Origin of the sequence: Kribbella sp. CCNWLW201 (assembly GCF_037203805.1) — a bacterium.
GTDB lineage: Bacteria > Actinomycetota > Actinomycetes > Propionibacteriales > Kribbellaceae > Kribbella.
In genome coordinates this window covers 374847-398931 of sequence record NZ_JBBCBQ010000001.1, presented here as the reverse complement: position 1 = coordinate 398931, position 24085 = coordinate 374847, and the positions used below count along the sequence as shown (strand labels likewise).

Below are 24085 nucleotides of genomic sequence, written 5' to 3'. Positions count from 1 at the left end.
AGAACAATGAAGCGACCTTCAGCTTTGGCGGGTCACTGGCCGGTCAGCTCTCGGTGCTGCGGGCGCGCCGACGGGCGGCCAGGAAGAGTACCCCGGCGGCCAGTCCGGCGACGGCCACAGTGGCCAGGGCGGGTCGTCGTACCTCGCGAAAACGGCCTCGCTCGGCCAGGCCGACGGGCTCGCTGAAGTCCAGTATCGGCCAGTCTCGGGCGACCGCGAGCCGGCGTAATGCCTTGTCCGGATTGACCGCGAAGGGGTGACCGACCGCAGCCAGCATCGGCTCGTCGGTGACGGAATCCGAGTAGGCGTAGGAGTTCTCCAGGTCGTAGCCCTCGGCCTCGGCCAGCGCCAGGATCGCGGTCGCCTTGTGCGGTCCGTAGGCGTACTCCTCGATCTCGCCCGTGTACTTGCCGTCGGCAACTACCATCCGGGTGGCGATCACCTTGTCGGCGCCGAGCATGGCCCCGATCGGCTCGACCACCTCGGCCCCGGACGAGGACACGATCACCACGTCTCGGCCGGCCGCGTGGTGCTCGTCGATCAGCTCGACCGCTTCCTCGTGGATCATCGGGGTGACGATGTGGTGCAGGGTGTCGGCGACGATCGCCTTCACCGTCTCCACGTCCCAGCCGGTGCACATCGCGGACAGGTATTCCCGCATCCGTTCCATCTGGTCGTGGTCCGCGCCGCCGAGCAGGTAGACGAACTGCGCGTAGGCACTGCGCAGGACGGTACGGCGGTTGATCAGCCCGCCGGCGTAGAACGGCCGGGAGAACGCCAGCGTGCTGGAACGGGCAATTATGGTCTTGTCCAGATCGAAGAAGGCGGCCGTGCGGGCCGTCCCGGGGTGCGCCATGGGGTCGAGCATAGGCATCTCGAAGAAACGCCGAGGGACCCGGGCTTTTGTGTCGGCCGGTCTCCCGTTAGACTGTTTGACAGTGTGACAGTGACACTGGCCGGAAACGCCTGAATGGGCGGCTTCGGCGCCTGGGAAGACGCGGTCTCGGTTGAAATCGAACTGAGATGTGTTGACTCCGGACTTGGGGGGTACATACCCCCTGACAGTGGCAGACTGTCGCCTCCTGATCGGCCCCCGGCTCCTCCCCCCGAGCCCGTGGCCGAAGACGGCCCCCGGTCACCCCCCCGCCGGGGGCCGTCGCCTTTCCTCCTCCAGGTTGGGAGGAGCCTCCTCCAGGTTCTCTGGTCGTAAATGTAAAAGCTTCCTCAGTTTTCTGGCCGTGGGAGCGCTTTCACTTTATGCAGGGTCTTGACAATGTAGTTACGCAGTCACAGTTTGTAAGTCATGAAAACGCGTGCACTCCGCCCCCAGGCCGCGATCATTCCCGCCCTGACCACGCTTCTCGCCGCCCTCACGGGCCTGCTTCTGGTCCCCGCGACCGGATCCGCCGCCACCAACCTCGTCACCAACGGAACCTTCGAAACCGGCAACCTGTCCGGCTGGACCTGCACCGCCGGCGCCACCACGACCTCGGCCCGCACCGGCAGCTACGCCCTCCAGGGCAGCCCGTCGTCGTCCGACAACGCCCGCTGTACCCAGTCGATTCCGGTGAAGGCCAGTACGTCGTACACCCTGTCCGCCCGGGTCAAAGGCTCCAACGTCTACCTGGGCTTCGAGGGCGGTACGTCGACCTGGAGCACCAGCACCACCTGGAACCAGCTGACGACCACCTTCACCACCAGTGCCTCGGCGACCCGGGTGACCATCTACCTGCACGGTTGGTACGGGCTACCGCCGTACCAGGCGGATGACGTCGTACTGGATGGTCCTGGTGGCACTCCGGACCCGACCACGCCTCCGACCACCCCGCCGACTACGCCGCCCACCACTCCGCCGACGAACGGTGCTCTCCCCAAGCATGTGCTGACGGGCTACTGGCAGAACTTCAACAACGGCGCCACGGTCCAGCGCATCCGGGACGTGCAGGCCGCGTACGACCTGATCGCTGTGGCCTTCGCCGACGCTGACCCGGCCCGGCCGGGTGCCATCACCTTCAACCTGGACTCCGCCGGGCTGGGTGGCTACACGGTCGCCGAGTTCAAGGCCGACATCGCGGCCAAGCAGGCGGCCGGCAAGCGGGTCATCCTGTCGGTGGGCGGTCAGAACGGCACCATCTCGGTCGGCAGCTCCGAGGCCGCGACCAACTTCGCCAACAGCGCTCTGACGGTACTGCGCGAGTACGGCTTCGACGGGATCGACATCGACCTGGAGAACGGGGTCAACGCGCAGTACATGGGTCAGGCGCTGCGCAGCCTGCAGAGCCAGTTCGGCAGCGGCCTGATCATCGCGATGGCGCCGCAGACGATCGACATGCAGAGCACGTCGTTCGAGTACTTCAAGCTCGCGCTGGCGATCAAGGACATCCTGACCGTAGTGAACGTGCAGTACTACAACTCCGGCTCGATGAACGGCTGCGACGGGCAGGTGTACTCGCAGGGCACGGTCGACTTCATCACCGCGCAGGCCTGCATCATGCTGCAGAACGGCCTCCGCCCCGACCAGGTCGGCCTCGGCTTGCCGGCGTCGTCCCGTGCGGCCGGCAGCGGCTACGTCTCGCCGCAGATCGTCAACAACGCTCTGGACTGTCTGACCCGGGGCACGAACTGCGGCAACTTCAAGCCGAGCACCACGTGGCCGTCGCTGCGCGGTGCGATGACTTGGTCGACCAACTGGGACGCGCTGAACGGCAGCGCGTTCGCCAACCAGGTCGGCGCCCACGTCCACTCCCTGCCCTGACATGCACAGTTACCGACCGGCTCCGGTGCTGGAAGCGCTTGGTGTCTGCTCGGAGGACGAGCAGCTCTACCGGGTGCTTCTGGCCCGACCGGAGTCCACTGCGACTGACCTGTCCCACGACACCGGATGGCCTGCCAACCGCATCGGCAGACATCTGAAGTCACTGCTGTCCCTCGGCCTCGCCTCACGTATGACGGGACGACCGGCCAGGTATGTGCCGGCTGTGCCGGAGGCCGCTGTCGAGCTTCTGGCGCTACGGAAACAGGCTGCGATCGTCGAGGCCAGACTCGGTGCCTCGGTGCTCACGACGGAGTTCCGACGACAGGACTCCTTCACTGTGATCCGAGGGACCGAGGCGGTCGCGCAGCGGTTCTATCAGGCACAGCAGAGTGCGCAGACCGAGGTCCTCGTCCTCGATCGGTCGCCGTACGTCGTCCTGCCGATCGAGCCGCGGCGTGCTCATGGAGTGTCCTACCGGACGATCTACGACATGGCCTCGCTGTCCGAGCCGGGTGATCTCGTGGCTGCCCGGTCTGCGGGTTGCCGGATCCTGCGCGACGTACCACTGAAGCTGGTCGTGGTGGATCGCCGTACAGGATTGCTTCCGACCAGTCCGGACGTGGTCGTGGAGCTGGGGGCTTCGAGCCTGCTGGACGCGTTGCTGCGGCTGTTCGAGCTGTTGTGGCAGCAGGCGAGCCCACTGTCTCCTGCGGCGTCGGAGGGGCCGCTGAGCTACGAGGACCGGCAGTTGCTGGCACTGGCCGCTGCCGGGCTGACGGACCAGGCGATAGCTCGGCGGCTCGGAGTGGCTCAGCGGACGGTCGAGCGGCGGATGCAGCGGATCCTGAAGGCACTGGACGCGACCACCCGCTTCCAGGCCGGCCTCCGCGCCGGCCAACGAGGGTTGCTCGTCTAGCCCGTCACATCTTTAGTCCGTCACATCGGCCACGGTGGCGTCGAGGGCTTTGACCAGGTCCTCGGCGTTCACCGTGATGCCGACGCCGTGGTCGCCGCCGCCGAGGGAGATCGTGCCGGTGATGCGTTCGTCGGCGACGACCGGCCAAGCGTGTGTGCTGCCGAGTGGGGTGATCGTGCCCCGGACGTACCCGGTCACGGCGAAGGCGGTGTCCTTGTCCGGCATCGAGATCCGGTTGACGCCGAGCAGCGCCCGCAGCTTCGGCCAGGCGATCTCCCGGTCACCGGGGACCAGGACGAACCGGTAGTCGTCGTCGGACAGCCGGACCACGATCGTCTTGATCAGGCTGGCCGGCTCGATACCTCTGGCCGCCGCGGCCTCCTCCAGTGAGTTGACGGGTCCGTGCCTGGTCACCTCGTAGCTGAGCCCCAGTTGGTCGGCTGCCTCGATCGCTTTGGTCACCCGGCTAGTTTTGCACCTTGCTGGGAACGTTCTTGAGAAGCACAGCCAGCAGGAGAGTGATCAGGAACAGCACTCCGGCCTCGAGCGCCACCCCACTCCAGCCCGCGTGACTCCATGCCGCACCGGCCGCACCGCCGAAGACCGACGAGCCCAGGTAGAACGAGAACAGGTAGAGACTGGCCGCCTGTCCGGTACCGCCACCACCCGCGTGCGCCCGGACAGCCACCCAACCGCTGGCCACGCCGTGTACGGCGAAGAACCCGGCCGTCATCACCGCAAGCCCGACGACGATGAGTGGAAGCGGTGCGGCCAGAGTGATCGCCACTCCGGCAAGAGTGACCAGACAGCCGACCGGAACGACGGTACGACGGCCATACCGGTCAGCGAGCCACCCAGCCGTCGCCGAACCGGCCGACCCGAGCAGATAGACCGTGAACACCAGCCCTGCCGCCCCGGCACTCAGCTCATATGGCGCTCCGGAGAGCCGGAAGACGGCGCCGTTGTAGACGGCGACGAACGCGCCCACTGCGGTGGCGGCGATCCCGTAGAGGGCCAGCAACGCCGGATCGCGCAGTACTCGATCTGTCTGGGTCAGGAGCTGCCGCGGGCTCGCTGGGCTCGGGTGGAAGTTCTGCGACGCGGGGAGCAGTAGCCAGACCACCGCGGCGCACAGCATGCCGACGAGTGCGATGCCGCCGGATGCGACTCGCCAGCCGCCGAGGTCCGCCAGCCCACCTGCGATGAGGCGACCCGCCATTCCGCCGACCGCCGTACCTGCGATGTAGAGGCCGCTGGCACGGGCGTGACTGTCCTGATGCACTTCCTCCCGCAGGTACGCCATCGCAACCGCGGGCAGCCCGGCCATCGCGATGCCCTGGAGACCGCGGAGGGCGAGCAGCGAGTGCCACGTCGGAGCGACTGCACAGAGCAGTGCGATGCCGGACGTGGCTGCGACCGACCAGCGCATCAGAGTGGTGCGTCCGATCACCTCGGAGGCCGGACCGGCGATCAGCAGGGCGATGCCGAGCCCGAGTGTGGCGAGCGACACGGTGAACGCGCTCTGACTGGGTGAGACGTCGAACGCATCCACGAGCTCGGGGAGGAGCGGCTGGGTGCTGTAGAGCAGTGCGAACGTCGCCAGGCCCGCCGCGAAGAGCGCTACGGACAGCCGGCGGTAGCCGGGGTCGCCCGGGCGATAGCCGGGTTGCGCGGCGACGGAGGTGTGCATGCCTTCGACCGTGCCACGCTTCTGGTGATACGTAAAATGTCGATCTCAGCAGTTATCGATACGCTTCTGGTATGAACGTGGAGGATCTGCGCTGGTTCGTCGTACTCGCGGCGACCGAGCACCTGACCGAGGCGGCCGCCTTGCTGGGGACGAGTCAGCCGAACCTGTCCCGGTCGCTGCGCCGGGTCGAGAGCGCGTTCGGTGTCCAGCTCTTCGAGCGTGAGCATCGGGGTGTGCGGCTGAACCCGTACGGCCGAGTCGTCCTGGAGGCTGCCCGGGCCGGCACGGCGGCGGTCGACTCTGCCCAGCAGCGCATCGACGCGTTGCTCGACCCGGAGTCGGGGACGGTTCGGCTCGGGTTCCTGCACTCGGTTGCGACGAGCCTGGTGCCGGACCTGCTGAAGGCGTTCCGCGAGGTGGCGCCGAGTGTGCGGTTCGCGCTGCGGCAGGAGCCGGCCCACGACATCGTCCAGGACCTGGAGAGCGGGGAGGCAGAGATCGGCATCATCGCGCCGCGGCCGGATCGTTCGACCTTCGGATGGCACCTGCTCGAACAGCAGCGGTTGTGCCTCCACGTCCCGCCTGGACATCCGTTGGCCTCGCGGCACCGGGTGGAGCTGGCGGCGGCAGCCGACGAGCCCTTCGTCGGGCTGCGCCCCGGGTTCGGTTTCCGGCGGATCAGTGAGGAGCTGTGCCGCGCGGCCGGCTTCACGCCGCGGCTCGCGTTCGAAGCGACCGACCTCGCCACCATCGACAGCCTGGTCGGTGCTGGACTGGGCGTCGCCGTACTGCCGTCCGGTGCGGTTCGTGGGAACGAGAGCGGGGCGGTGTCGATACCACTCGCCGGGGTGCAGGCTCGCCGTGAGATCGGCATGGCCTGGCGGCTGCGGGCCCAGCTGACACCGGCCGCCGAGCGCTTCCGGACGTTCGTCCGATCCCAGCCCGTCCGGTCTGCCTGAGTGACTTTCGTAGCGTTGGTCCAATTTCCACGGTGTCGACTTGCAGTGAGAGGGCTTTCCACCGCACAGTTTCCTCCGTGAGGAAGCGTCTCAGTTCGATTCGGCCGAGCCGGCGTCTGCTGTTCGCAGCCGGCACGGCCGCTGCCGCGTCGACGGTTGCGTCGGCCGCCACGGCGTCGGCGGCCTCGGTCGGCGAGCTGGCCTCGACCGGTGCCTACGGGTCGGGCGTGCTCGGCGCGTGGGAGCGGCAGGCCCGCGCGATCTCGAGCGAGGCGCAGATCCGCGAGACGCGGGAGACCGACGGCGTCTTCATGTTCGGCGACAGCATCGGCGTCCAGGACGGCCCGTCGCTGGCCAAGCAGCTCGCCCATCACGGCATCAACATGGCGGTGCACAACTGGGCCGGCCGGCCGGTCACCCCGGCCGTCGACGCACTGGACACCTGGGCCCAGGACTACGGCCTGCCGCACCGGATCCTGATGTCGGTCGGTTCGAACGACATCTTCACCCCGCCGGCGGTGGCCGCCCAGGTCGAGCGGACGATGCAGATCGTCGGCGACGAGCGGACGGTCTTCTGGGTGAACATCCAGGCGGCCCGGACCGCGCACGGTCCCCTCGTCCAGGTCTCCGACCAGCGCAACAGCGCCTGGATCAACCTGCAGTTGGCCGAGGCGCAGCGCCGGCACGAGAACCTCCGGGTCGTGCACTGGGCCGAGCACCTCGCCGCCAAGCCGAACCGGCTGGGCAAGTACCTGCGCGACGGACTGCACCCGTCGATCCCGCTCGGTCAGAACGCCCGCAACGCCCTGATCGTCCAGGCGCTGAAGTCGGGCTGAGTACGTCTGGCTGAGTACGGCGACGCACGGGTGGTTGCCCGCACGTCGCCGTACCCCTGTCAGAACCCGGCGGTGATCCGGGTGAACTCCCAGTCGGGTTGTGCGATGCCGGAGCAGTTGGAGACCACTCCGCCGCCGGCACAGCCGCGGTCACGGTTCACCGACCAGAACGCCAGCCGGCCCAGGCCGTTGGACTTGGCCCAGTTGGTGATGTTCTGCCAGGTGGCCGTCGTGGTCATCTCCTGCTGGTCCGACAGGCCGTTCATGCCTGAGATGCCCTGGTGGGCGTAGGCCTGCGCGGTGGTCCAGCCGAAGGTCGCCTTCAGCTTGTTGTTCAGGCCGGTGGAGGCGCCGACCGTGTCGTTGTAGATGTTCGAGCTGCCGAAGTCGAACGGCATCAGCGTGAAGATGTCGATGTTCGCGCCGAGCGCCGCGGACCGCTCGATCAGCCGGTTGCCCCAGTAGTTCGGGCCGGTGGTCGACGTACCGAAGGTGAGGATCGTCTGGATCCCCGGGTTGTTCTGCTTGACGATCTTGAGCGCGTTGAGGATGCGGTCCTGGACCACCTCGTTCTCGAACTCGTCGCTGTTCTCGATGTCGACGTCGATCGCCTTCAGGCCGTACGCGTTGATCACCTTCTGGTACGCCCCGGCCAGTGCTTCCGGCGTACTGCAGTTCGGGCCGAGCTTGTTACCGCTCCAGCCGCCGATCGACGGCACGATGTCGCCGCCGGCCGCGCGGATCTGAGCGATCGCATTGGCGTCCGCGCTGCCCTGCAGTGGCCTGCTGCCGTCCCAGGCCGGGTTGCAGCCGCCGGACGACAGGATGAAGGCCATGGTGAACCACTTGATGCCGGTCGCGTTCATCACCGTGGTCGGGCTCGGCGGGTCACCCCAGCCCATGTAGAGGTACGGCGCTGCCCGCCGAGTGCTGGGCTCACCGCCACCAGTGGTGGTCTTCACCGAGATGGTGCCGCTCTTCGGACCTTCGCCCGCGCTGTTGGACGCACTGACCTGGTAGCTGTACGTCGTGTTCGCGGCCAGACCGGAGTCCGTGTACGACGTACCGGTCGGGGAGCCGACCTTCGTGCCGTTGCGGTACACGCTGTAGCTCGTTGCACCGCTTGGCGCGGACCAGGTGAGGCTCACGGACGACGAGGTCGCCGTACCGGAGAGGCCTGTGGGTGCGCCGGGTGCTGTGCCGCCACCGCCGCCGGTGCAGGAGCCGCCGTTCAGTCGGCAGGCGGCGAGACCGGGGAAGTTGCCCGGGCTGCCGTTGAAGCCGAAGGTGACGGTGGCGCCGGGTGCGAGCGGTCCGGCCCAGCTTGGCGGAGTGAACGTGTGTGTCTGGCCGCTGCTGCTCCTGGTCGCGTCCCACGAGCTGCTGATGGTGTAGCCGGACGGGAAGTCGAGTGCGACCGACCATGTGCTCAGTGAGCTCGTGGTGCCGTTGGTGACAGTCACCTTGCCTTCGAAGCCGCTGCCCCAGTCGGACACCTTCGTAAAGGCTGCGGTGACGGAGGCCGCGTTCGCGGCTGGTGCGGTCAGGAGAGCGAGAACTACTGCGGTGATGGCGGCTAATGCCACCGTGATGCGTTTCATGATGCTCCGATCAGTGGGCGGTACGTGATCAGACCTGGCCCCAGAGTGCGGGGACGTTCGGCGGCTCCCAGCCGGTCAGGGAGGTGTGGCCCTGGATGCACTTGTAGGTGAGGCCGTTGTAGCTCACCAGTGCACCAGTCGCGTACGACGTGTTCGGCGCCCACGGGGTGGCCGTTGGGGGCGTCGGTGTCGGCGTCGGGGTGGGAGTCGGTGTGGGGGTGGGGGTTGGGGTCGGTGTAGGCGTAGGGGTGGGTGTCGGGGTCGGAGTCGGCCCGCTGCAGCCTGGTGTGTCCGCGTTGACCGCGTTGACCACGTGGTTGAAGAGCGTGACGTTGGGGTCAAGTGCCTCGAGGGAGTACATCATCGCGCCGGCCAGACCGTTGCAGTGCTGGTAGTCCGCCTTCGCCTTGATCGACTGGGCGTTGTCACCGGTCCAGAACGTCCCGTTGCGGTAGAACCACGTTGCCTTCGTGGTGTCGTCGAAGTACGTCGCGGACGGGTCGTCGACGAAGCCGACGAGCTCCTTGTAGAACGAGACGCCAGGCACGTTGCCACTCAGCGCATGACCGTCGGCCGGTTCGGTGGCCGGCTGGTACTTGCCGTTGGCGGTGCTGGGAACGCCCTTCCAACCCCTGTAGTAGAAGGGATATCCGATGGTCAGCTTGTTCGCCGGGAAGCCGCCGGGGATGCCGTACGCCGGGTCACCGGTGGTCCACGCCTTGATGGCTCCGTCGACCGAGTACCTGGCCGAGCCGGGCGGGATCGGCGTACTCGGGTCGTCCGGGGCCTGGTAGAGCGGGTCCTGGAAGTTCGTCGGCCCGGTGGCGTCCCAGCCGCCGTGCATGTCGTACGTCATCACGTTGTTGTAGTCGAGGTACTGGCCGATCTTGTCGGTCTCGATCGTGGCGATCTTGTCCTGCCCGGCCGGAGTGGCGGCGGTCAGGTAGTAGCGCTTGCCGGTCTGGTTGCCGTAGGCATTGAGCTGGGCGCGGAACTCGGCCAGCAGCAGGGTGAAGTTCTGCTTGTCGGCCGGACTCCAGTGGTTGCCGACGTGACCGTTCGGCGAACCCGGGTACTCCCAGTCGAGGTCGATACCGTCGAAGATGCCGGCCGCCGTACCAGGGCCGCCGAAGCCGTCGATCACCGGCAGGTCGCCCTTGAGGAACATGTTCACGCAGGAGCTGACGAAGGTCTTCCGCTTGGCGTCGGTGGAGGCCGCGTCGGAGAAGTACTTCGAGTAGGTCCAGCCGCCGATCGAGATGAGGATCTTGAGGCTCGGGTACTGCGACTTCAGCTTCTTCAACTGGTTGAAGTTGCCCTGGATCGGCTGGTTCCAGACGTCGCCGACCCCGTCCACGCTGATGTCCGCGCCGTACGACTTGCCGTAGTCGGCGAACGCGTCGCCGGCGCCGTCACCCGCATTCGGGTTGTTCTCGTCCTGCGAGGCGGCCTTGTTCGCCATGAAGCAGGTGTGGTCGGTCGGGTGGATGTTGGCGAACGCGTAGTTGAGGAAGTCCAGCTTGCCGGCCGCGCCGGTGGTGATCAGGTTCTTCGGGTAGAACGCGTTGGCGTAGATGCCCCACTGGGTGAAGTACGCCGTCTTCACGCCGCCGCTGGTAGCGGCTGCGGCTTGCTGCGTCTCGGGGCTGGCGAGGGAGACTCCTGCGGCGGTGATCAGGGCAGTGGCGGCGACGGTCGCCGTGGCGGTGAGCATGCGTAATCGACTCATGGGTGGTCCTCCGGAGCTGGGACGGAAGCGGTCCGGTGAAATTTAGTTAAAGACGCTTCGAAAGGAACCGTAACCGTTCCCGGCGGGTTGGTCGCGGCCTCACCATGGCGGATTCCCGCTGCTGACGGAAACCCGACAACGCCTTTGTCCACAGGGATTTCAGTGCCCTGCCGGTTGGCGGCCCGACGACTGCATCTTCTAGGCATGGACACTTCATTCCCCACCGACAACGTTTCGGTGCTCATGGCAACAACCGACGAGATGCTGCTCGACGACCTGCTCCGGCTGGCGGCGGCTGCCTCGGTGACCCCACTGGTCGAGCACGACCTGCTCGGCCTCCGACGCAACTGGCAGGCCGGCTCGCTGGTCGTCGTCGGCCACGACCTGGCCGAGCCACTAGCCCACACACAGCCGGTACGACGACCAGGCGTTGTCGTGGCCGGCTTCGCGGATGGTGACGACCTGTATCGCTGTGCCTTCGACATCGGCGCGGAGTCGGTCTTCCGACTACCCACGGACGAATCGGCATTGGGTGACAAGCTGGCCGATGCCTTGGACGGTGGCGTCAGGAGGGCCCTGACACTCGCCTTCGTCGGCGGCTGCGGGGGAGCGGGCGCGACCACGCTCGCGTCGGCGGTCGCGGTGTTCGGGAACCAGCGCGGCTTCCGGACGATGCTGATCGACGGCGACCCACTCGGTGGTGGCATCGAGCTCGCACTGGGGATCGAACACGACGTCGGCGATCGCTGGCCGAAACTGCTGAACGCGTCCGGCCGGGTGAGCGCCGCGGCGCTGCGGTCCGCGCTGCCGTCGGTGAACGGTTTGGCGGTGCTGTCGTGGGATCGGTCCGACGTGACCGTACTGCCACCGGAGACGATGAGTTCGGTGCTGGGTGCGGCGCAACGCAGTAGCGACCTGGTTGTGGTCGATCTGCCGCGACGTGCCGATCCAGCGGTAGAGGAAGGTTTCGTCCGCGCCGGCGCGACGCTGCTCGTCGTACCGTGTGATGTCAGATCGGTCGCCGCCGCCAAGCGACTGGTCGGCCCGCTCCGCGACGTCGCAGGTAACCTCCGCGTGGTGGCCCGCGAGTCCCGCACGAGCTGCCTGTCCGCAGCCGATGTCGCCGCCCATCTTTCATTGCCTCTGGCAACTCGAGTCGGTCACGAACGCGATCTCCCCGCAGCCATGGATCAGGGCCGGTTCGACCCGCGTCCCCGCGGACCCCTCGGCCGCGCTGCGTCCGATCTCCTGAACCTGTTCGGCCTCTACAGCCCGGTCGCGGCATGAACGTCTCCACAACGCTCATCGACCGGGTCCGCGGCACCCTGGCCGTCACCGGTGCCCAGCCGACACCCGCGCACGTCGCCGCCGCCTTGCGTGCCGACGGCGGTGTGTACGGCGACTCCATCGTGCTCGCCGTCGTCGCCGCCCTCCGCCGCGAGGCCCTCGGTGCCGGCCCACTTGACACCCTGCTGTCCGAGCCAGGCATCACCGACATCCTGGTGAACGGCCCCGACGAGGTCTACGTCGACCGAGGCTCCGGCCTCGAACGGGTGGTGACCCGCACCGGCGACGAGCCCGCCATCCGCCGCCTCGCCACGCGGCTGGCCGCAGCCGCCGGTCGCCGCCTCGACGACGCAACGCCGTACGTCGACGTACGCCTCTCCGACGGCACCCGCTTCCACGCCGTCCTCGCACCCGTCGCCGCACCAGGCACCTGCCTGTCCTTACGCGTCCCCTCCCGCAAGGTCTTCACCCTCGACGACTTGGTCGCCGCAGGCGCACTACCACCAGCCGGTACGGCGATCCTGCGCGACCTACTCGACGCGCGACTGGCGTTCCTGATCAGCGGCGGCACGGGAACGGGGAAGACGACCTTGCTCAATTCCCTGCTGTCGTTGGTGGATCCGACCGAACGGCTCGTGCTCGTCGAGGACGCGAGCGAGCTACGCCCAGACCATCCGCACGTCGTCCGCCTGGAGGCCCGACCACCAAACGTCGAGGGCAGCGGCGAGATCAGCCTCCGCGACCTCGTCCGCCAGGCCCTCCGCATGCGCCCTGACCGACTCGTCGTCGGGGAGGTGCGAGGCGCCGAAGTCGTCGATCTCCTTGGCGCTTTGAACACCGGACACGAAGGTGGCTGCGGCACCGTCCACGCGAACTCGGCAGCCGACGTACCCGCACGCCTCGAAGCCCTCGCCGCGCTGGCCGGCCTCTCCAGAGAAGCCGTCCACAGCCAGATCGCCTCAGCCCTCCACGCCGTCATCCACCTGACCCGAACCCCCTCCGGCACCCGCCGAATCGCCGAAATCCAAGTCTTCGACCGCCTACCCACCGGCCAAGTAATCACCCGCCCAGCCCTCGAATTCCACCCCACCGGCACCATCACCCACCACCCCCCATCCCACCGCCTAACCACCCCCCAACCAACCGCCGCCTGATCCCACCCGCCACTTCGCCAAGCTCTCGGAGGTGCTGCGTGAGCCCAGCCTCGCTCTCTTGCCTGTTGGTGCTCGTCACCTTGCATCTGTTGCTACCCACCCGAGGCCGCGGCCTGCATCGCCTCGCCACGCGGCCAACACCGCCCTCGCGCCCCCGCCTACCTCAGCGCTGGCTGCTCGCTCCACTCGCCGTTCTGACCGTGCTGTTGCTCGGGATGCAATTCCTGGTCTCGGCCCTAGCTTTGGCTGTTGTCGCCTCACTCGTGCTCGTACAGCGATCCCAGCACCGCCGTCGCACGACCGCCGCAACCCGCCGCGCCCAGATCATCGAAGCCCTCGACATCCTCGCCGCCGACCTGACAGCCGGCCGCCCACCCATCGACGCCTTGGAAGGTGCAGCAGCCAGCTGCTCCGACTTCCAAGTCGCCTACGCCGCCGCAAAGCTCGGCGGTGATGTCCCCGGTGCTCTCGAGCTAGCAGCAGAATCTCCCGGCGCAGGAGGCCTCCGCGCCCTCTCAGCAGCCTGGCGCGTCGCCGAGGAATCCGGAGCCGCATTCGCCGCCCTCACCGAACGCCTCGCCGAGTCACTCCGCGCCGACGAAGCCATCCATCGCCAAACCGCCGCCAGCCTCGCAGGCGCCCACTCAACCGCCCGCATCTTGGCCTTGCTCCCCGTATTCGGCATAGCCCTCGGCTACTCACTAGGCGCCGAACCGCTGACCTTCCTCACCGCCACCCCAATCGGCTGGCTCTGCCTAACCGCTGGCCTAGCCCTAACCACCCTCGGCCTCCACTGGACCACCCACCTATCCAAGCCCCACCCATGACCCCCTCGGCCGCACTCGGCCCACCCGACCAGCGGAGGCCACGCATGACCACCCTCTGCCCACCCGCCAGCGGACGTCCGCACATCACGCACGCTCGGCGTTCACCGAGCCACCCGACCGGCGAAGGCCGCGCATAACCGCGCTTGGCGTCCACCTGACCACTCCACAGGAGGCTCACGCATGACCGCTGCGTTGGCCGCAGTTGCTGCGGCCATCACGTCGTACCTGGTGATGCCCGCTCACCCGGACCTACGCCGCCTTTCACCCGAGCCCCGCCGTACACGTGCACGTCCACCACGCCTACACCAACTGGCGGCGGGCACCGCCGCGCTTGGCTTGCTCTTCGTCCTCGGGTTCCCGTGGGGCATTCCGCTCGCCGGAGCCGCCCTCTACCTGATCCCCAGAGCCCTAGCCCGCCTGGAACCAGCCGCCACCAGACAACGCGCGGCCCAAATCGCCGCCGACCTTCCCTTGGCGGTCGATCTACTCGCCGCCTGCCTCCGCGCCGGACGCCCACCACAACAAGCCCTCGCCACCGTCGCCACTGCCATCCGCGGTCCGCTCGCCGAACTCTTCACCAAAGTCGCACACCACCTCGCACTCGGTGCGGACCCCATCGACGCCTGGTCGCACCTTCGTTCCGAGCCTGCCTGTGCTCCCTTCGCCAGAGCCATCGACCGCTCTCTCCGCTCGGGCGCACCGCTGTCGAAGACCCTCGAGCACCTAGCCGACGACACCCGCCAAGCCCACCACCACGCCGCCGACCAACGGGCACGCGCCATCGAGTCCCGAACGGCCCTGCCACTCGGTCTCTGCTTCCTGCCCGCCTTCGTCCTCCTGTCCATCGTCCCGACCATCGCGGACGCCCTGGTTCCTTACCTGTCCCGTTGAAGGAGCCCAAGGCAACTAAATTCCATGAAGCCCCAGGAAAGTTGTCCCCAGGTTCGAAACTCCTTCAAAAAAAGGGCTCTGACGACGGCACCTTGTCAGTGAGTGGTCCGGACGAGCCGGACCGCAGATCGGGAGGTATCAGATGTCCAAGGCGCTGGTGGCGGTCAGTCACCGTCTTCGCAACCGTTCCGAGCGTGGAGCCGCCACCGCGGAGTACGCGGTGAGTGTTGTCGCGGTCTGTGGCCTCGGCGGCATCCTCGTCGCGCTGCTGAAGTCCGACGCAATGGTGAACGCACTCAAGGCCCTCATCAACTACGCCCTGCAGCTCGCCGGCGTCGAGGGCGTCCAGCTCTGACCACACCGGGTCGGTCGCGGGAGCCCCTCACCCGCGACCGACCCACCGTCAGCCTCGGCACGCGCCTCCTCGCCACGACTACCCAAGGAGCCCACATATGCCACCCACCAGAACTCAGCGCGGCGCGGTGACCGCCGAGGTGGCCATCGCACTCCCAGTTTTGCTCACGCTGCTCTTCTTGGGCATCTGGCTCATAGGCGTGGTCACAGCCAACATCCGATGCATCGATGCGGCACGAGACGTAGCTCGCGCAGTAGCTCGCGGCGAATCCCCTGAAGCAGCTCAGGAAATAGGCCGCCGCACCGCCCCCGACAACGCAACCATCACGATCACCCGCACCGACTCCGACATCCACGTCACAGTCACCGCAACCCCCAAAGGCAACGCACCCCTCCTGGCTGCCCTCCCAGCCACCCCCATCACAGCCGAGGCCACCCTCCAATCCGAACCGAGCCAGGGAGACCAGCCATGACCCCGCACCCCGACCCGCGATCAGCCGGGAACCCGCACCCCGACCCGCGACAAGCCGACAGCAAGTCCAGACGCGCTCGATCAGTCGACGGCACGTGCAGACGCGGTCGACGGCGCCGCGATCGCTCAACGCGCGGGCAGCCTCGCCGCACCTGTTCTCCGTCCGCGGGGCATGCTCCTTCGAGGCGGCGCGTACGTTCCGAGCAAGGCAGTGGCACCCTCCTCACCCTCTTCATGGGCCTACTCCTCGCAACTGCCCTCGCCATGGCAACCCTCTGGTCAGCCATCTCCATTGCCCGCCACAAACTCGCAGCCGCCGCCGACCTCACCGCCCTGAGCGCCGCACAAGCCCTCACATCCGGCGCCTCGGACCCCTGCACCACAGCCCACCGAATAGCCAGCACCAACCACGTCGACCTGGCCGACTGCCAACCCACGCCAGACTCGATATCCATCCGAGTCACAACCCAACTGAACCTAGTTGGGATCGCCCGCCCAACCCTCACCGCCACCGCCCGAGCCGGCCCCACCTAGCACCAGGTGCACGAGCACGCCTGCATTCAAATGCCGCTGGAGTACAAGCCCGTGGCCGCCGGTCGCGGACCAGTCGCGTCAGGTCGCCCAGCTCCTCCGCGTCGGCCCCAGCCAGCACCGCGGACTGACCGCAGTCGTTGGCGTGCCGGGGTTGGGTGAGTCGTCGTTGGCCTTCGACGTGGTTTCTGCCGAAGCATGTCGCCGGGCTGGACACTCGGCCTAACGGAGGGTCGGCTGTAGTCGCAGGCGGCGTACCAGAGAGTTCTCGAGAGGATATCCGGGAGGCGGTGTCGGATCGGGGTCGGGGGGTTCGTAGCAGGGGTGAGTGAGCGCCACGAGGGCGCCTCAACGTTTCGAGGAGAGCATCATGACTGCTAGCTACACCTTTGACGTCTTTTCTAGTCTCGATGGGTTTGGGGCCCATCGGGGTGACTGGGGTGGGTATTGGGGGAAGCAAGGGCCTGAGTTTTTGGAGCGTCGTGTTGCCTTGTACGGCGGGGAGCAGCGGATGGTTTTCGGGGCCAACACGTATCGGGCGCACGCGGCGATGTTGGCGTCGAGCACCGAGGGGTCCGAGGTGCGGGATCCGTGGGTCACCCGGATGAGGGAACTGCCGGCGACCATCGTGTCGTCCACGCTGCAAGGGCCGCTCGACTGGCCGGATGCGACCGTTGTGAGCGGCGATGTCGTCGAGATCGTTGCCCGGCTCAAGGAGGAGTCCGATGTGCCGTTGCGCTCGCACGGCAGTCTGTCGCTGAACCGGGCTTTGATGGCCGCCGGTCTGGTTGACCGTGTCCAGGTGACGATCTTTCCTGTGATCACCGGTCAGACCGGAGTCGATCCGATCTTCCAGGGTGCGGCCGACTTCGATCTCGAGCTGATCGAGAGCCGGACCCTCGACGGCCACACCCAAGAACTCATCTACCGACCCACCCTGCACGCCTGACCGTCCCGAGGGACGGGCTGGTTCAGACGCGTGAGAGGCCGGACGCCACGAAGACTTGTTCTTGGCCCGTGCATGAGCCACCTCTTAGTACGTGCGCACGTTTCATCATCCACGGGCGGGCTGATGTTTGGAGGGCTTTGGGGGTGGATATGTTGGGCGGTTGTGGTGGGTGGTTCTGAAGCGGTCGCGATCTGGTCGCAATCTGGTAGAGATGCCGCGTTGATGTGGACGAGGGGCGGGTGAGGCTCCATGATCTGGAACCGAAGTCCTGCCCATTCCTCCCGGACGCACTTCCCCGGCGCCCGGACGGTCACCCCGGAGGCCCGTTTGCCCGACCGCATCCGGCTGTTGCTGGTCGACGACCAGATCCTCAGCCGAGGCGTACTCAGAAACGGTCTGGAACGCGAACGCGACCTGGAGATCGTTGCCGAACTCAACCGTTCGGACGATGTGGTGGCCGCCGCGCGACGGCTCCGCGCGAACGTCGCTCTGCTCGACGCCGCCGGGCCGGGGAACGACAGCATCAAGGTCACCACCAAGCTGCGGACATCGATGCCGGAGTGTCGCGTGGTGATGCTCACGACGTACGGGCGGCCGATCCATTTCCGCCGCGGGATCGAGGCCGGCGCCAAAGGGTTCGCCCTCAAAGGCAGCCCGGCTCCGCAATTGGCAGACGCCGTACGACGGGTGCACCTCGGACTCCGCGTAGTCGACGCCAACCTGGCCGCCGAGAACCTCAAGTACTCCGAGACGCCACTCGACGACGACGAGACCGACACTCTGCGCGCGGCCCGCGACGGCGGCTCGATCACCCTGATGGCGCGCAAGCTGGACGTTTCCGAACGCGTCGTCCGCACCCGCCTCTGGTCCGCCATCGGCAAGACCGGTGCCCGCACCCGCTCCGACGCCATCCAAATTGCCGAACGCAACGGCTGGCTCCTCGACTGACATGACCGCCTGAACTGTCAAAACGAGTTGATCGGTCCGGAGCGGGCGGTCATGCTGCCGCGATGACCAGCGAGTGGCACAAGCGATCGCATCGCGCCTTCGAGTTGCTCCGCGCGAAGAGAAGCGCAAGTGAGCGCGCTGATGGCTGCCTGCTCCGATGGGGTGGGCTGACAGCCGGCCTGCCGCTGCTGCTGGCCACCGACTCGACGGAAGGGCTTCGCGAGCTGGTGGGGTGTCTGGTCACGGCCGGTCGTGATGAGGACCTGCACCGGCTGCTGGCTTGCGAGCAGCCCGCAGGGCCGGGGCGTCACGGTGTGGTGAACGTATGGTTCGACGTACACCATCGCCTTGGTGATGTCGCCGGGTACCTTCAGGATCTCGAAGCCGCGCACCAACTGGCACGGGCGGCCACCGACGCCGACCTCGCGGCGGGGCGCGCGCCCTCAGCGCTCGGGCTCGAGTTGCGGTACACGGTGATGAAGTACTGCGCCGAAGCCGCAGGCGAGCCCGTCAGCGACGAACTCGCGGTGATGCTGGCCGAAAGCGGGCTCTGGGAGGTAACTCGAGCCGTCTCCAACGCGTGCCGGAATGACACGGCCAAAGATCGCTGCCGCACCCTCCTCTCGCTGCTGCCGTACGTGCCTGAAGGACAGAAGCGCGACGTGGTGCGCCGAGCGATGGCAGACGCCCTGATCGAGGCCGACAACGGCATCCGGGCCAGTGGCCGCGATCCGCTGGTGGACGAGGTGGCGCCGATGCTCTCGCCCGAGGACTGGCCCGCGATGCTGTCCGGGATCGAGGACGAAGAGGCCGGATACATCAGGACGGGAGCGTTGACGGCGTTGTCGTCGCACCTGCCGGTTGGGCTTCTGCACCGGGCTCTGACGATGGCGGCGGCACTCCCGTCGGACGTCAACCGCACGATCGCCTTGAGGAACCTCGCACCGCGGCTGCCGGCCGAGTTGGCGGTCGCGGCGCTTCCCGCCGCACGAGAGATCTCCGAACCCGAGTACCGCGCCCAAGTTCTGACTGCTCTTCTGCCACAACTCCCTGCGGACGCCGCCGCCGCAGTGTGTCTCGAGGCCCGCGACGCGATCCGTCAGATAGGTCCACCGACGGACCCAGAATTTCCGGTACGGCGTTGGCGCTGGACCGGCCTGATCCCGCTCCTGCCCATCGAGGAGCGTTCGGCTGCCATCACCGAGGCGGCAGGCGGTGAGCAAGACGCCGAGGGTCATGCCGATCTCTTGGTCGACGTGGCGGTGGAGCTGCCTGCCGAGGACCGTGCTCCGCTCCTCGCGGATGCTTTGAGTGTGGCGCGCGGTATCAGCGACCCGTTCGACAGAGCCCAGACGCTGATCGTCATTGCCGAGCAACTCCCACCGGGGACCGAGACGGCGACGCTGATCGAGGCACTGACCTCGGCGCACGCGATCTCCGAGTCGTTCGACCGGGCACAGACCCTCAGCCTCCTTGCCGATCGGCTGCCGGCGACCGATCGGGAGGCGGTGCTGGACGACGCCCTGACGGCCGCGCGAAGCATCACCGACGATGACGATCGCGCCTATCTGCTGACCGAGGTTGCCGGCCTGCTTCCCATCGATCGGCAAGGACCGCCGCTGGCCGAGGCGGTACGCGCGGCGCACGCCGTGAAGGACGACGACCGCCGATTCAGCCTCCTGCTGGAGGCGGCCGAGCTGCTGACCGGAGCGGAACGGCGGGCGGCCTTGTCCAGCGCGCTGGACATCCGGCGGGACGACATCAGCTCCGAGAACTATTTCAACGGCTCCGTCCTCGACGATCTGGCACCGGCCCTGCCCGAGGACTTGATGATCGAGGTGTTGGAGGGCGTCCAGGCCACCGGCCGCCGCGGGTATCTCGCCCGGGTTCTCTACTACCGTGCAAACAACCTCACCGGTACGGCGCTGGAGGCAGGGCTGGCCATGGCTCGTGCCGTCACGGGGAAAGGACGAGCTCACCAGCGTGCCGCGGTGCTGAAGGTCCTCTCCGACCAACTGCCCGCTGAACGACGGGTCGGCGTACTGGAAGAGGCGCTCGCAGCCGCGCGAGAGGCTGGCAGCGATCTGACCGGCATCGCCCGACGCCTCCCGTCGGAGCGGCGAGTGGCGCTGCTGAAGGAACAGCTGACACTGCGGCACCGAAACCGCAGACGCCACACAGTGGAGAAGGCACCCGCCGCGACCGCAAAGTTCGCAGGAGTCCGGATTCCCGAGGGATGGGGCCGAGACAACCGGGCGCGGGAGAGTCTCGTTCGCGCACAACGTGCCCACAGACGCGGAGCGGATCCCACCACGGTCATCGCGCTGATCCGCCAAGCGCTGGCCAGCTACAACGCGATCGCCCCGCCCACCGGCTCACCGCCGCTCGCCAGCGCGGCCCGCGATCTCGGCGGCCCCGAAGCGATGGACCACTACCTGAAAGCCGCCGCCGACATCCACCGCTGGTGGCCCTGACAGGAGCTGCCTGTTACTGAGGCAATTGGTCCAGCAGCCAGCGAGGGCCTACAGCGGTTGCGCCGGTGGCTTCGATGCGTTGGCGTAGGCCGCGGTCGGCGGTGACGACGGTGATGGATGGGTTGTCGGCGCGGGCGGCTGTTTCGGCGGTGACTGCGGTGATGGTGTCGTCGCCGGAGCCGTCGGCAAGGACTACGCGGAGCGTGCCGACTTCTGGGGCGTCAGGGCCGGACACTGCCGCGCGTGCGGCGCCTTCGAGGATGACCACCACGTCCGTTTCCTGCAGGCGTTCTTGCAGGGACGCGAGTTTCAGCAGCAACTTGCGGGCGGCGCCGGCGCGGTCACGCCACCACCCGTCCGGCCGCGACCCGACCACGTTCGCAGCATCCACCACGATCACTTGCGCTCGCCCGGTCGTCATGCCCCCAGTCTGCCCTTATCCCACTCGCAGCAGCCCAACGGTGGGTCAAGCGCAGAGCGAGAGGAACTGGCCGGTGTGGGTTATCAGGTAGTGGGGGCCCGGAGTGGCGGGGAGGTGGACCTTGGGGGTGCGGATGGGGTGGCGGGTGCCGTCGGGGGAGATGACCAGGGTGTTGGGCGCGTCCAGGGCGATGAGTTCGTCGCCGGTGCGGACGAGGATGGGGGCGGTGTAGGAGGTGGAGATCGCGGTGCGGCCGGCGGCCAGGGCGTCGAAGGCCGCGGTTGGGAGTTCGTCGGGGCCTTCGGCCGCGGCGTCGACGGCTACCCACGTGGTCGGGGAACCGATCGGGGCGAGTGAGGTCGGGTTGTGCCAGTCGCTGCCGCCGATGGGTGTGCTGTCGAGGCCCCAGGCTTGCCACCAGGCGATGGGGCCGCCCCACGTGTGGAGGACCCAGGACGAGTTCCAGACCTCGGCGAGTGGTGGGTGTACCGGTAGTGGTTGACGCCACGAGCAGTCGCCGCCGAGTGGGTGATTGATCGACAACAATCCGCCTCGCTGCGCCACCTCAGTGACCCAGGTGGCAGCAGGTTGGCGGAAGTCGATCACGCCGATCCCACCGAAGGCGTTCGCGTGCCCGGACTCGGTCGTCACCTCTTGGCCGGGGATCAGCCCGATGCCGTACTTCTTCCCAACCGAAGGCAGTTCAGCGTGATGGGCGATCGTGTTGTGGTCCGTGACCGCCAGCACGTCCAGCCCGGCCGCGACACCGAGTGCTGCGAGGTTGGCGACCGGTGTGGAGCCGTCGGAGTGCAGTGAGTGCGCATGGAAGTCACCAGCCACCCACTTCAGCCCAGGAGCCGCAGGCAGAGTACGGCGCGGAGGACGAGGCGGTACGGCGATAGCAGCAGTAGCGTCGGCGTACTCCGCCAGACCGGGCACAACCTCCACCGGACCAGTGACTGCCTCGACGATGAGCTCGACCCCATCGACGGGCAGCCGGTGCAGGCCGAGTACGACCCACCAGGTACCCGACTCGAGCTCACCGGCGACGTACCCGGGTGTCGCCGCAGTCGGAGTGATGGCGAACGTACGGCGCGCGCCACCGGACCACCCACGCCACCCTGCCGCTCCCTCGCACCCGATATCGATGACGGCACCCTCGACCGGCGGGATGGTCAGAGTGACGAGCAGGCCAGGACAGCCGGCCGGGATCTCCACCGGTAGCGAGTGCCAGACCGACTCGGCGCGGTCGTCGAGGGTCCAGCGCCGGCGGTACGACGTGACTGCCATCAGCCGACTGTGGCCGGTTGGCGGGCGAGGAGGTCGCCGGACTCCTTGTCGTACAGGAGAACCCGCGACGCCGGTGCCGTGAGCACGACCGGCGTACCAGGCTCCGGCTCGTCCTCCTCGGGCACGGTCACGCCGATCAAGGTGCCGGCGCAGTCGACGCTCACCAGCGACTGGGTGCCGAGGTTCTCCGCCACCACGACCTGCCCGCGGAGGGATGGTCCGGTGACGTCGCCGGTCGTGAGAGTGAGGTACTCCGGCCGAATCCCGACCGTCACCTCGGCACCGGCCGGGGCCGAACCGGTTGCTGCAGGCAATGAGCCGCCCGCGACCGCGACAGCGCCGAGCGGTCCGGAGTCCGGCTGGGAACCATTGGAGCCCGGGCCGGGGACGACCGTGCCCGGAAGGAGGTTCATCGGCGTGGAGCCGATGAAGTTGGCGACGAAGGTGTTGACGGGTCGGGCGAAGACCTCGCGCGGGCTGCCGAGCTGGCGGAGTTTGCCGGCCTCCATGACAGCGATGCGGTCCGCCAGGGCCAGAGCCTCGGCCTGGTCGTGGGTCACGAAGACGGTGGTGATGCCCAGGTCCCGCTGCAGCTTCTTCAGGAACGTCCGCGCTTCCAGGCGCAGCCGTGCGTCCAGGTTGGACAGCGGCTCGTCCAGCAGTAGCACCTTGCCTTCAGAGGCGATCGCCCGGGCGAGTGCTACCCGCTGCTGCTGTCCACCAGACAGTTGACCGGGCTTGCGCTCCAGGAGTCCCTGCAGCGACAGCTCAGCAGCAGTCCGCTCCGCTGTCGCCGTACGGGTGGCCATGGCAACCCGTCGTACCTTCAGCGGGTAGGTGATGTTCTCGGCCACGTTCATGTGCGGGAACAGGGCGTAGTCCTGGAAGACCATCGCCACCCCACGCTTGCCGGGCTCGGTGCGGGTCACGTCCGCGGCGTCGATCCGGACCGTCCCCTCGGTCGCCTGTTCCAGGCCCGCGATCGTCCGCAGCAGCGTGGTCTTGCCGCACCCGGACGGGCCGAGCAAGGCGAAGAACTCACCGTCCTCCACATGCAGGTCGAGACCGTCGACGGCGCGGACGCCGTTCGGGTAGACAGTCGCGAGGCCCTCGATGTCGATGCCCGCCATCAGCTCTTGATCCCTCCGTGGAAGCGGAACCCGTAGCGCGAGTTCACCAGCAGGTACAGCACGACGACCGGGATCGAGAACAGCAGCGAGAAGACCGGGATCACCGAGAGGTTGGCGCTGCCGCCCTCGTCGGTGAAGGTCTGCAACAGCACCGCGCCGGGCTGCTTGTCGATCGACCGGATGAGCAGGAAGGGCACCAGGAAGTTGCCCCAGGAGTTCACGAACGCCCAGACCATGATGGTGGCCAGGCCGGGTCGTGCCACCGGCAGTACGACGTCGCGCAGGATCTGACCGGTGGACGCGCCGAAGACGCGGGCCGACTCCTCGTACGACTTCGGCACCGCGTCGACGAAGTCCTTCAGGATGAAGATTGCCGCTGGCAACAGCCCGCCGGTCATCACCAGCGCGACCCCGAACCGCGAGTCGATCAGGCCGAGCTGGAACATCATCACGAAGATCGGCACCATCGCCGCCGTCCCGGTGACGACCGATGACAGCAGCAACAGTCCGTACAGCAACGCGTCCCGGCCGGGGATCCGGACCCGCGACAACGCGTAGCTGGCCAGCGCCGCGAACGCGGTCACGGCCACCGCGGTGGTCACACAGATGATCAGCGAGTTCACCATCGAGTGCATCGCGTACGGATGGTCGAGCGTCTTGCGGACGTTGTCGAGCGTCCAGTCCGGCCAGTGCACGCCGAGGCCGGGTGACGCGTCGAACGGCGCCGACGCGATCCACAGCATGGGTACGGCGAAGAACAGCGTGATCGCGCAGATCAGTACGCAGAAGCCAATCCGCCGTACGGCGAAAGCCGGCGTCATTGGGCCTCCCGGCCTGGACTGAGGAGTGGAGGGAGCGAAGCGACTGGAGC

At 67.7% G+C, this 24085-nt stretch carries 23 protein-coding genes; 14 read left to right on the top strand and 9 right to left on the bottom strand.

Annotated features, from left to right (window positions below):
* Positions 1-43 precede the first annotated feature (43 nt).
* The gene (locus V9K99_RS01735) at positions 44-868 is read right to left on the bottom strand and encodes an HAD family hydrolase (protein WP_337002892.1); all 825 of its coding nucleotides are present in this window, start codon (positions 866-868) and stop codon (positions 44-46) included.
* Positions 869-1303: 435 nt separating this feature from the next.
* On the opposite strand from V9K99_RS01735, the gene V9K99_RS01730 reads away from it, so the two are divergent.
* Both V9K99_RS01730 and V9K99_RS01725 read left to right on the top strand, forming a co-directional pair.
* Positions 1304-2755 (top strand): chitinase, encoded by a 1452-nt coding sequence (locus V9K99_RS01730; protein ID WP_337002894.1) that lies wholly within the window; start codon positions 1304-1306, stop codon positions 2753-2755.
* A gap of 1 nt (position 2756) precedes the next feature.
* Complete coding sequence (locus V9K99_RS01725; RefSeq protein ID WP_337002895.1) at positions 2757-3671, top strand: helix-turn-helix domain-containing protein; 915 nt, start codon at positions 2757-2759, stop codon at positions 3669-3671.
* 12 nt (positions 3672-3683) lie between these two features.
* On the opposite strand, the gene V9K99_RS01720 is transcribed toward V9K99_RS01725, so the two are convergent.
* Both V9K99_RS01720 and V9K99_RS01715 read right to left on the bottom strand, forming a co-directional pair.
* Positions 3684-4133 (bottom strand): aminoacyl-tRNA deacylase, encoded by a 450-nt coding sequence (locus V9K99_RS01720; RefSeq protein ID WP_337002898.1) that lies wholly within the window; start codon positions 4131-4133, stop codon positions 3684-3686.
* A gap of 4 nt (positions 4134-4137) precedes the next feature.
* Entirely contained in the window at positions 4138-5361 is a 1224-nt protein-coding gene (locus V9K99_RS01715) for an MFS transporter (RefSeq protein WP_337002900.1), read from the bottom strand.
* Positions 5362-5432: 71 nt separating this feature from the next.
* On the opposite strand from V9K99_RS01715, the gene V9K99_RS01710 reads away from it, so the two are divergent.
* Together V9K99_RS01710 and V9K99_RS01705 are read left to right on the top strand one after the other, a co-directional pair.
* Positions 5433-6320, top strand: a complete 888-nt coding sequence (locus tag V9K99_RS01710) for a LysR family transcriptional regulator (protein WP_337002902.1) — start codon at positions 5433-5435, stop codon at positions 6318-6320.
* A gap of 77 nt (positions 6321-6397) precedes the next feature.
* Entirely contained in the window at positions 6398-7156 is a 759-nt protein-coding gene (locus tag V9K99_RS01705) for a hypothetical protein (protein WP_337002903.1), read from the top strand.
* Positions 7157-7215: 59 nt separating this feature from the next.
* Here V9K99_RS01705 and V9K99_RS01700 read toward each other — a convergent pair whose 3' ends face one another.
* A complete protein-coding gene (locus tag V9K99_RS01700) occupies positions 7216-8757 on the bottom strand; it encodes a cellulose binding domain-containing protein (RefSeq protein ID WP_337002905.1) in 1542 nt (513 codons plus the stop codon).
* A 28-nt stretch (positions 8758-8785) separates the two neighbouring features.
* Positions 8786-10486 carry a glycosyl hydrolase family 18 protein gene (locus tag V9K99_RS01695; RefSeq protein ID WP_337002907.1) on the bottom strand — a complete coding sequence of 567 codons (1701 nt, stop codon included), beginning with the start codon at positions 10484-10486 and terminating at the stop codon, positions 8786-8788.
* A 204-nt stretch (positions 10487-10690) separates the two neighbouring features.
* On the opposite strand from V9K99_RS01695, the gene ssd reads away from it, so the two are divergent.
* The 10 genes from ssd (at position 10691) to V9K99_RS01655 (ending at position 20373) form a co-directional block, all read left to right on the top strand.
* Positions 10691-11773 carry a septum site-determining protein Ssd gene (gene ssd / locus V9K99_RS01690; RefSeq protein ID WP_337002909.1) on the top strand — a complete coding sequence of 361 codons (1083 nt, stop codon included), beginning with the start codon at positions 10691-10693 and terminating at the stop codon, positions 11771-11773.
* Positions 11770-12927 carry a TadA family conjugal transfer-associated ATPase gene (locus tag V9K99_RS01685; RefSeq protein ID WP_337002911.1) on the top strand — a complete coding sequence of 386 codons (1158 nt, stop codon included), beginning with the start codon at positions 11770-11772 and terminating at the stop codon, positions 12925-12927. Before ssd ends, V9K99_RS01685 begins: the two co-directional genes overlap by 4 nt.
* Positions 12928-13127: 200 nt before the next feature.
* On the top strand, positions 13128-13754 hold the full coding sequence (locus tag V9K99_RS01680; protein WP_337002913.1) for a type II secretion system F family protein: 627 nt from the start codon (positions 13128-13130) through the stop codon (positions 13752-13754).
* Positions 13755-13934: 180 nt separating this feature from the next.
* Complete coding sequence (locus V9K99_RS01675) at positions 13935-14645, top strand: type II secretion system F family protein (protein ID WP_337002914.1); 711 nt, start codon at positions 13935-13937, stop codon at positions 14643-14645.
* Positions 14646-14787: 142 nt separating this feature from the next.
* A complete protein-coding gene (locus tag V9K99_RS01670; protein ID WP_337002916.1) occupies positions 14788-15000 on the top strand; it encodes a DUF4244 domain-containing protein in 213 nt (70 codons plus the stop codon).
* A gap of 97 nt (positions 15001-15097) precedes the next feature.
* Positions 15098-15472: a TadE family type IV pilus minor pilin gene (locus tag V9K99_RS42690; RefSeq protein ID WP_442914717.1), complete on the top strand. Its 375-nt coding sequence runs from the start codon at positions 15098-15100 to the stop codon at positions 15470-15472.
* Positions 15469-16005 (top strand): Rv3654c family TadE-like protein, encoded by a 537-nt coding sequence (locus tag V9K99_RS42685; RefSeq protein WP_442914718.1) that lies wholly within the window; start codon positions 15469-15471, stop codon positions 16003-16005. The genes V9K99_RS42690 and V9K99_RS42685 overlap by 4 nt, the downstream gene beginning before the upstream one ends.
* Positions 16006-16372: 367 nt before the next feature.
* Positions 16373-16951: a dihydrofolate reductase family protein gene (locus V9K99_RS01665; protein WP_337002918.1), complete on the top strand. Its 579-nt coding sequence runs from the start codon at positions 16373-16375 to the stop codon at positions 16949-16951.
* A gap of 249 nt (positions 16952-17200) precedes the next feature.
* Entirely contained in the window at positions 17201-17899 is a 699-nt protein-coding gene (locus V9K99_RS01660) for a response regulator transcription factor (RefSeq protein ID WP_337002920.1), read from the top strand.
* 62 nt (positions 17900-17961) lie between these two features.
* Positions 17962-20373: a hypothetical protein gene (locus tag V9K99_RS01655; RefSeq protein WP_337002922.1), complete on the top strand. Its 2412-nt coding sequence runs from the start codon at positions 17962-17964 to the stop codon at positions 20371-20373.
* Positions 20374-20386: 13 nt separating this feature from the next.
* Here the strand turns inward: V9K99_RS01655 and V9K99_RS01650 are convergent, their stop codons facing one another.
* The 4 genes from V9K99_RS01650 to V9K99_RS01635 are packed head-to-tail and all read right to left on the bottom strand — an operon-like array spanning position 20387 to position 24035.
* Positions 20387-20794 carry an NYN domain-containing protein gene (locus V9K99_RS01650; RefSeq protein ID WP_337002924.1) on the bottom strand — a complete coding sequence of 136 codons (408 nt, stop codon included), beginning with the start codon at positions 20792-20794 and terminating at the stop codon, positions 20387-20389.
* 45 nt (positions 20795-20839) lie between these two features.
* On the bottom strand, positions 20840-22084 hold the full coding sequence (locus V9K99_RS01645; RefSeq protein WP_337002926.1) for a CehA/McbA family metallohydrolase: 1245 nt from the start codon (positions 22082-22084) through the stop codon (positions 20840-20842).
* Complete coding sequence (locus V9K99_RS01640) at positions 22084-23214, bottom strand: ABC transporter ATP-binding protein (protein WP_337002928.1); 1131 nt, start codon at positions 23212-23214, stop codon at positions 22084-22086. The genes V9K99_RS01645 and V9K99_RS01640 overlap by 1 nt, the downstream gene beginning before the upstream one ends.
* A complete protein-coding gene (locus V9K99_RS01635) occupies positions 23214-24035 on the bottom strand; it encodes a carbohydrate ABC transporter permease (protein WP_337002930.1) in 822 nt (273 codons plus the stop codon). Before V9K99_RS01635 ends, V9K99_RS01640 begins: the two co-directional genes overlap by 1 nt.
* Positions 24036-24085 lie beyond the last annotated feature (50 nt).

Excerpts from the sequence above, each read along its gene's own strand:
- V9K99_RS01735 (WP_337002892.1), bottom strand. The coding sequence starts at position 868 with ATGCTCGACCCCATGGCGCACCCCGGGACGGCCCGCACGGCCGCCTTC.
- V9K99_RS01675 (WP_337002914.1), top strand. The coding sequence starts at position 13,935 with ATGACCGCTGCGTTGGCCGCAGTTGCTGCGGCCATCACGTCGTACCTG.
- V9K99_RS01710 (WP_337002902.1), top strand. The coding sequence starts at position 5,433 with ATGAACGTGGAGGATCTGCGCTGGTTCGTCGTACTCGCGGCGACCGAG.
- V9K99_RS01725 (WP_337002895.1), top strand. The coding sequence starts at position 2,757 with ATGCACAGTTACCGACCGGCTCCGGTGCTGGAAGCGCTTGGTGTCTGC.
- V9K99_RS01715 (WP_337002900.1), bottom strand. The coding sequence starts at position 5,361 with ATGCACACCTCCGTCGCCGCGCAACCCGGCTATCGCCCGGGCGACCCC.
- ssd (WP_337002909.1), top strand. The coding sequence starts at position 10,691 with ATGGACACTTCATTCCCCACCGACAACGTTTCGGTGCTCATGGCAACA.
- V9K99_RS01670 (WP_337002916.1), top strand. The coding sequence starts at position 14,788 with ATGTCCAAGGCGCTGGTGGCGGTCAGTCACCGTCTTCGCAACCGTTCC.
- V9K99_RS01635 (WP_337002930.1), bottom strand. The coding sequence starts at position 24,035 with ATGACGCCGGCTTTCGCCGTACGGCGGATTGGCTTCTGCGTACTGATC.
- V9K99_RS01645 (WP_337002926.1), bottom strand. The coding sequence starts at position 22,084 with ATGGCAGTCACGTCGTACCGCCGGCGCTGGACCCTCGACGACCGCGCC.
- V9K99_RS01655 (WP_337002922.1), top strand. The coding sequence starts at position 17,962 with ATGACCAGCGAGTGGCACAAGCGATCGCATCGCGCCTTCGAGTTGCTC.
- V9K99_RS01695 (WP_337002907.1), bottom strand. The coding sequence starts at position 10,486 with ATGAGTCGATTACGCATGCTCACCGCCACGGCGACCGTCGCCGCCACT.
- V9K99_RS42690 (WP_442914717.1), top strand. The coding sequence starts at position 15,098 with ATGCCACCCACCAGAACTCAGCGCGGCGCGGTGACCGCCGAGGTGGCC.
- V9K99_RS01665 (WP_337002918.1), top strand. The coding sequence starts at position 16,373 with ATGACTGCTAGCTACACCTTTGACGTCTTTTCTAGTCTCGATGGGTTT.
- V9K99_RS42685 (WP_442914718.1), top strand. The coding sequence starts at position 15,469 with ATGACCCCGCACCCCGACCCGCGATCAGCCGGGAACCCGCACCCCGAC.
- V9K99_RS01685 (WP_337002911.1), top strand. The coding sequence starts at position 11,770 with ATGAACGTCTCCACAACGCTCATCGACCGGGTCCGCGGCACCCTGGCC.
- V9K99_RS01650 (WP_337002924.1), bottom strand. The coding sequence starts at position 20,794 with ATGACGACCGGGCGAGCGCAAGTGATCGTGGTGGATGCTGCGAACGTG.
- V9K99_RS01640 (WP_337002928.1), bottom strand. The coding sequence starts at position 23,214 with ATGGCGGGCATCGACATCGAGGGCCTCGCGACTGTCTACCCGAACGGC.
- V9K99_RS01700 (WP_337002905.1), bottom strand. The coding sequence starts at position 8,757 with ATGAAACGCATCACGGTGGCATTAGCCGCCATCACCGCAGTAGTTCTC.
- V9K99_RS01730 (WP_337002894.1), top strand. The coding sequence starts at position 1,304 with ATGAAAACGCGTGCACTCCGCCCCCAGGCCGCGATCATTCCCGCCCTG.
- V9K99_RS01660 (WP_337002920.1), top strand. The coding sequence starts at position 17,201 with ATGATCTGGAACCGAAGTCCTGCCCATTCCTCCCGGACGCACTTCCCC.